This window comes from Streptomyces synnematoformans (assembly GCF_039531005.1).
Classification (GTDB): Bacteria; Actinomycetota; Actinomycetes; order Streptomycetales; family Streptomycetaceae; genus Streptomyces; species Streptomyces synnematoformans.
In genome coordinates this window covers 1-5,931 of the sequence record NZ_BAAAPF010000387.1, presented here as the reverse complement: position 1 = coordinate 5,931, position 5,931 = coordinate 1, and the positions used below count along the sequence as shown (strand labels likewise).

Here is a 5,931-nt window from a genome sequence, read left to right as displayed (position 1 = left end):
CCGGACGCGCCCCGCACGCCGGCCGCGCGCGGCGGCAGCTGGACCGCCACCGACCGCACCACGCAAGCCGCCGTGACCGACCCACCGCCGCGTGCGCGCACCGCCCACCGCGCGCCACGCACCGTATGGAAAGAGCCGCCCCGACATGCCCTCTCCCTCAGCCGACATCCGCCGGGAGCTGGAAAGCCTGACCACCGAAGCGTTCCGGCCCGAGCTGGCGGAGATCGACCGCCTCGCCAGCCTGGAGATCGCCAGAATCATGAACGAGGAGGACAGCGGCGTGCCGGGCGCGGTCGCCGCCCAGCTGCCGCAGATCGCCGCGGCCATCGACGCCACCGCCGAGCGGATGGCCCGCGGCGGCCGGCTGCTCTATTTGGGCGCCGGCACCGCGGGCCGGCTCGGGGTGCTGGACGCCAGCGAGTGCCCGCCGACGTTCAACACCGACCCGGCGCAGGTCGTCGGCATGATCGCCGGCGGTGACAAGGCGATCCGCACGTCCACGGAGGGCGCGGAGGACAGCAAGGAGCTGGCCGCCGCCGACCTGGAGGCCGCGGGCCTCGGCCCCGACGACACGGTCGTCGGCATCTCCGCCTCCGGCCGTACGCCGTACGCCGTCGGCGGCGTGACGTTCGCGCGCGCCCGGGGGGCGCTGACCGTCGGGCTGTCCTGCAACGCCGGTTCGGCGCTGTCCGCCGCCGCGCACCACGGCATCGAGGTCGTCGTGGGCCCCGAGCTGATCGCCGGGTCGACGCGGCTGAAGGCGGGCACGGCGCAGAAGCTCGTGCTCAACATGCTCTCGACGATCACGATGATCCGGCTGGGCAAGACGTACGGGAACCTGATGGTCGACGTGCGCGCCTCCAACGAGAAGCTGCAGGCCCGTTCGCGGCGCATCGTCGCGCTGGCGACGGGCGCGGGCGACGAGGAGGTGGAGGCCGCCCTCGCCGAGACCGGCGGGGAGGTGAAGAACGCCATCCTCACCATCCTCGGCGGCGTGGACGGCGGTACGGCCGAGCGGCTGCTCGACGCCTCGCACGGCCATCTGCGGGTGGCGCTGAAGGCCGCGACCGACGTGAGCTGACCAGAACCCCGGCAGACCCCGGCAGACCCCGGGCAGCCCCAGCCCCCCGCAGACCCCGCACACGCCCGAGGGCGGCACCCCCTTCGGGGTACCGCCCTCGGTTCGTCGGTCCGTCCGCGGACGTCCGGGCCCGGTGGCGCCCGGACCCGGCGGCCCGGATGCGGCGATCCCGGATCAGAAGTCCATGTCGCCGCCGGGCATACCGCCGCCGGCCGGGGCCTTCTCCTTCTCCGGCTTGTCGGCGACGACGGCCTCGGTGGTGAGGAACAGGCCCGCGATCGACGCCGCGTTCTGCAGCGCGGAGCGGGTCACCTTGGCCGGGTCGATGATGCCCTCGGCGATCATGTCGACGTACTCGCCGCTGGCGGCGTTGAGGCCGTTGCCCGGGGTCAGGTTGCGCACCTTCTCCACCACGACGCCGCCCTCAAGGCCGGCGTTGACCGCGATCTGCTTCAGCGGGGCCTCCAGGGCCAGCTTCACCGCGGCGGCACCGGTGGACTCGTCGCCCTGCAGCTCCAGCTTCTCGAAGACGTGGCCGGCCTGCAGCAGGGCCACGCCGCCGCCGGCGACGATGCCCTCCTCGACGGCCGCCTTCGCGTTGCGCACGGCGTCCTCGATGCGGTGCTTGCGCTCCTTCAGCTCGACCTCGGTCGCGGCGCCGGCCTTGATGACGGCCACGCCGCCGGCCAGCTTGGCGAGCCGCTCCTGCAGCTTCTCGCGGTCGTAGTCGGAGTCGCTGGCGTCGATCTCGGCGCGGATCTGGTTGACCCGGCCCTGGACCTGCTCGCTGTCGCCGGCACCGTCGACGATGGTGGTCTCGTCCTTGGTGATGACGACCTTGCGGGCGCGGCCCAGCAGGTCGAGACCGGCGTTCTCCAGCTTGAGGCCGACCTCCTCGGAGATGACCTGGCCGCCGGTGAGGATGGCGATGTCGCCGAGCATGGCCTTGCGGCGGTCGCCGAAGCCCGGGGCCTTGACGGCGACGGACTTGAAGGTGCCGCGGATCTTGTTCACCACGAGGGTGGACAGGGCCTCGCCCTCGACGTCCTCGGCGATGATCAGCAGCGGCTTGCCGGACTGCATGACCTTCTCCAGGAGCGGCAGCAGGTCCTTGACCGCGCTGATCTTGGAGTTGGCGATGAGGATGTACGGGTCCTCCAGCTCCGCCTCCATGCGCTCCATGTCGGTGGCGAAGTAGGCGGAGATGTAGCCCTTGTCGAAGCGCATGCCCTCGGTGAGCTCCAGCTCAAGACCGAAGGTCTGCGACTCCTCGACGGTGATGACGCCTTCCTTGCCGACCTTGTCCATGGCCTCGGCGATCAGCTCGCCGATCTGGGTGTCGGCGGCGGAGATGGAGGCGGTGGAGGCGATCTGCTCCTTGGTCTCCACGTCCTTGGCCTGCTCCAGCAGGGCGGCGGAGACGGCCTCGGTGGCCTTCTCGATGCCCCGCTTCAGCGCCATCGGGTTGGCGCCGGCGGCCACGTTGCGCAGGCCCTCCTTGACCAGCGCCTGGGCCAGGACGGTCGCGGTCGTCGTGCCGTCGCCGGCGACGTCGTCCGTCTTCTTCGCGACCTCCTTGACCAGCTCGGCGCCGATCTTCTCGTACGGGTCCTCGAGCTCGATCTCCTTGGCGATGGAGACACCGTCGTTCGTGATCGTGGGGGCGCCCCACTTCTTCTCAAGGACGACGTTCCGGCCCTTGGGGCCCAGGGTGACGCGGACGGCGTCGGCGAGCTGGTTCATGCCGCGCTCAAGGCCGCGCCGCGCCTCCTCGTCGAACGCGATGGTCTTGGCCATTGTGTTGAGTCCTCCCGGACAGGGGGGTGGTCTGTGTCCGGACCGCGCTGGCGCCCGCGACGGACGGTCCGCACCCGCGTGGTTCCCGCCCACCCGACGTACGGACCTCACCGAACCGGTCCCGTGCTGTCACTCTCACGTGGAGAGTGCTAACGCCAATGATTAGCACTCGCCCCCTGCGAGTGCAAGCGGGTACGGGGTTCTCACGCGCAGAGCGGAACCGGACAGCCACCGGACGGCAGACAGCAGAGGGCCCGCACCCCGGGGGGTGCGGGCCCATCGCAAGTCGTCCGTGGTCGATGCCCGGCGCTCAGCCGTTGACGCGGACCATGTCTGCCTGCGGCCCCTTCTGACCCTGCGAGATCTCGAACTCGACCCGCTGGCCTTCTTCGAGGGTGCGGTACCCGTCCATCTGAATCGCGCTGTAGTGGACGAAGACATCCGCACCACCGTCGACCGCGATGAAGCCGTACCCCTTCTCCGCGTTGAACCACTTGACGGTGCCCTGAGCCATTCCAAACTCCCCTATTGCTGGCCCTTACACAGGACCGCACTCCGCGGACCCGGGTCAGACCTCACCCCCGGATACACGCCGGGGCGTGCGCCGGAACGCGTCGACCGCGGCTGAATGTATCCGCACAGATGCCCAGTGCAACAGGTCACTCGGACGAGAATTCTGCGGACACTCGATCGGTATTTTTCCGATCAATCCATGCATTCAACGACAACTCGGGCAGGGCATAGCTGACCATCACGACAAATAACTCTCCGCAATTACCCGGAACTTGTCGCGTTCTCATAGGCATGGAGCAAGGACCACGAGGGGGGAACGCCCCAACCCTATCGCGTGCACGGACATGCGAACGGCCCCACTCCGGATCAGTGGGGCCGTGCGCGCGGCGGCGGGGTTCAGCAGCCCCCGGCGACCGCCGGGATGATCGAGACGCCGGCCCCCTCCGGGGTGGGAGTCTGCAGGCCATCGGCGAAGCGGACGTCGTCGTCGTTCACGTAGACGTTCACGAAACGGCGCAGCTTGCCTTGATCGTCAAGCACCCGCGCGGCGATCCCGCGGTGGTTCTTCTCCAGGTCTTCGATCACGTCGGCGAGGGTCGCGCCCTCGGCGCTCACCTCCGACCGGCCGTCTGTATACGTACGGAGGATGGTCGGAATTCGGACGTTCACGCTCATGATGCGAGGCCAGCCTCTCGGAAGGAGTCGAGTGTGGGACGAATGATCGCGCTCGGCCCCGTGGTGGGGGCGACCGCGTCGAGAGTCTTCAGGCCGTCGCCGGTGTTGATCGCGACGGTGGTCCCGGCCGGGTCGATCCGGCCGTCCGCGACGAGCTTCGCCAGCACGCCGAAGGTCACGCCGCCCGCCGTCTCCGCGAAGACGCCCTCGGTACGGGCCAGCAGCTTGACCGCGTCGACGACCTCGGCGTCCGTGACGTCCTCCACCGCGCCGCCCGTGCGGCGGGCGATGTCCAGGACGTACGGGCCGTCGGCCGGGTTGCCGATCGCGAGGGACTTGGCGACCGTGTCGGGCCGCACCGGACGCACCACGTCGTGGCCGTCCTTGAAGGCCCGCGAGACCGGGGAGCAGCCCGCCGCCTGGGCGCCGAAGATCTTGTACGGACGCTCCTCGACCAGCCCCGCCGCGATCAGCTCCTTCAGCCCCTTGTCGATCTTCGTGAGCTGGGAGCCGGAGGCCACCGGGATGACGATGTTGTCCGGGAGCCGCCAGCCGAGCTGCTCGCAGATCTCGTACGCGAGGGTCTTGGAGCCCTCCGCGTAGTACGGGCGGAGGTTGACGTTCGTGAAGCCCCAGCCCTCGCCGGCCGGGTCGCCGATCAGCTCGGAGCAGAAGCGGTTCACGTCGTCGTACGTGCCCTCGATGCCGACGACGTCGCCGCCGTAGACGGCCGCCATGACGACCTTCGCGTGCTCCAGGTCGTGCGGGATGAACACGCACGACCGCAGCCCCGCCCGCGCCGCGGCGGCGCCGACCGCGCCGGCCAGGTTGCCGGTGGAGGAGCAGGACAGCGTGGTGAAGCCGAAGGCGCGGGCGGCCTCGACGGCGATGGCGACGACGCGGTCCTTGAAGGAGTGCGTCGGGTTGCCTGAGTCGTCCTTGACGTGCAGCTCGCCGGTGACGCCCAGCTCGGCGGCGAGCCGGTCGGCGCGGTGCAGCCGGGTGAAACCCGGGTTGAGGTTGGGTGCGGACGCCACGTCGGCCGGGACCGGCAGCAGCGGCGCGTACCGCCAGATGCTCCGCGGGCCCGCCTCGATCCGGGCGCGCAGCCGCGCGGCGGACTCGGCGTCGCCGCCGGGAAGCTCGTACGCCGCCTCCAGCGGCCCGAAACACGTCTGGCACGCGAAGACGGGACCCAGCGGCACCCGCTCCCCGCACTCCCGGCAGGACAGCGCGACGGCGGGACCCAGATCGACGGCGCCGTCGTCGACGGCGGTGCGGGTGGCAGCTGTCTCTACAGCCATAGTGGCGAGGCCCTCTCTCCTCATCTTCCCCGCGACGCATCTCGCCGCAGGACGGAATTGGCACCATCACCGCCCGGGGCCTCGCAGCGTCGCGAGTGCCGGACGGAGGGTTGCCGGGGCTTCAACGGGCCGTTCCCTCTGCCCCTCTGGATGAGCTCTGTATGGCGCCGGGCCGACGGGGCCGTCCGGCGCTTTTGTACGACGCGCGGACCCCGACACGGGGAAGTCACGCACGCTGTTCAAGACTGTAACCGACGACCAGGACAGTTGTGAGTGCCGTCCGATACGCGAGACAGCCCTCACACCTCACAGAACCACCGGCAAGGGGAGGCCCGAAGGTGCTCGATGACGTGGAGCGGTGGCTGAAGGCGCGGTCCTGGTCCGCGGCGGACCGGCCACCGGCGCGGCTGCTCGCGGCCAAGCGGGCGCTGGGGGCGCGGGGGACGGTGAGCGTGGTGCTGCCGGCGCTGAACGAGGAAGCGACGGTCGGGGCGATCGTGGGGGCGATCCGGGCGGAGCTGATGGCGGAGGGCGGCGGCGGCTCGGGGGGCGGGTCCGGGG

5 protein-coding genes, 1 pseudogene and 1 riboswitch are annotated in these 5,931 nt (G+C 70.7%); of the genes and pseudogenes, 2 read left to right on the top strand and 4 right to left on the bottom strand.

Annotation, left to right across the window (positions count from 1 at the left end; all coding sequences use genetic code 11):
- Positions 1-145: 145 nt before the first annotated feature.
- Positions 146-1,081, top strand: a complete 936-nt coding sequence (murQ, locus tag ABD317_RS32645; protein ID WP_344294779.1) for an N-acetylmuramic acid 6-phosphate etherase — start codon at positions 146-148, stop codon at positions 1,079-1,081.
- Between the two features lie 174 nt (positions 1,082-1,255).
- Here murQ and groL read toward each other — a convergent pair whose 3' ends face one another.
- The 4 genes from groL to thrC form a co-directional block, all read right to left on the bottom strand.
- Complete coding sequence (gene groL, locus ABD317_RS32640) at positions 1,256-2,878, bottom strand: chaperonin GroEL (RefSeq protein ID WP_344294777.1); 1,623 nt, start codon at positions 2,876-2,878, stop codon at positions 1,256-1,258.
- Positions 2,879-3,188: 310 nt separating this feature from the next.
- Positions 3,189-3,392 (bottom strand): cold shock domain-containing protein, encoded by a 204-nt coding sequence (locus ABD317_RS32635; RefSeq protein ID WP_027756133.1) that lies wholly within the window; start codon positions 3,390-3,392, stop codon positions 3,189-3,191.
- Positions 3,393-3,787: 395 nt separating this feature from the next.
- Complete coding sequence (locus tag ABD317_RS32630; protein ID WP_027756132.1) at positions 3,788-4,066, bottom strand: MoaD/ThiS family protein; 279 nt, start codon at positions 4,064-4,066, stop codon at positions 3,788-3,790.
- Positions 4,063-5,370: a threonine synthase gene (thrC, locus tag ABD317_RS32625; RefSeq protein ID WP_344294774.1), complete on the bottom strand. Its 1,308-nt coding sequence runs from the start codon at positions 5,368-5,370 to the stop codon at positions 4,063-4,065. The genes ABD317_RS32630 and thrC overlap by 4 nt, the downstream gene beginning before the upstream one ends.
- Positions 5,371-5,387: 17 nt before the next feature.
- Positions 5,388-5,527, bottom strand: a riboswitch (SAM riboswitch).
- A 181-nt stretch (positions 5,528-5,708) separates the two neighbouring features.
- Here thrC and ABD317_RS32620 point away from each other — a divergent pair.
- Positions 5,709-5,931, top strand: a pseudogene (locus ABD317_RS32620) (glucosyl-3-phosphoglycerate synthase); the annotation flags it as partial.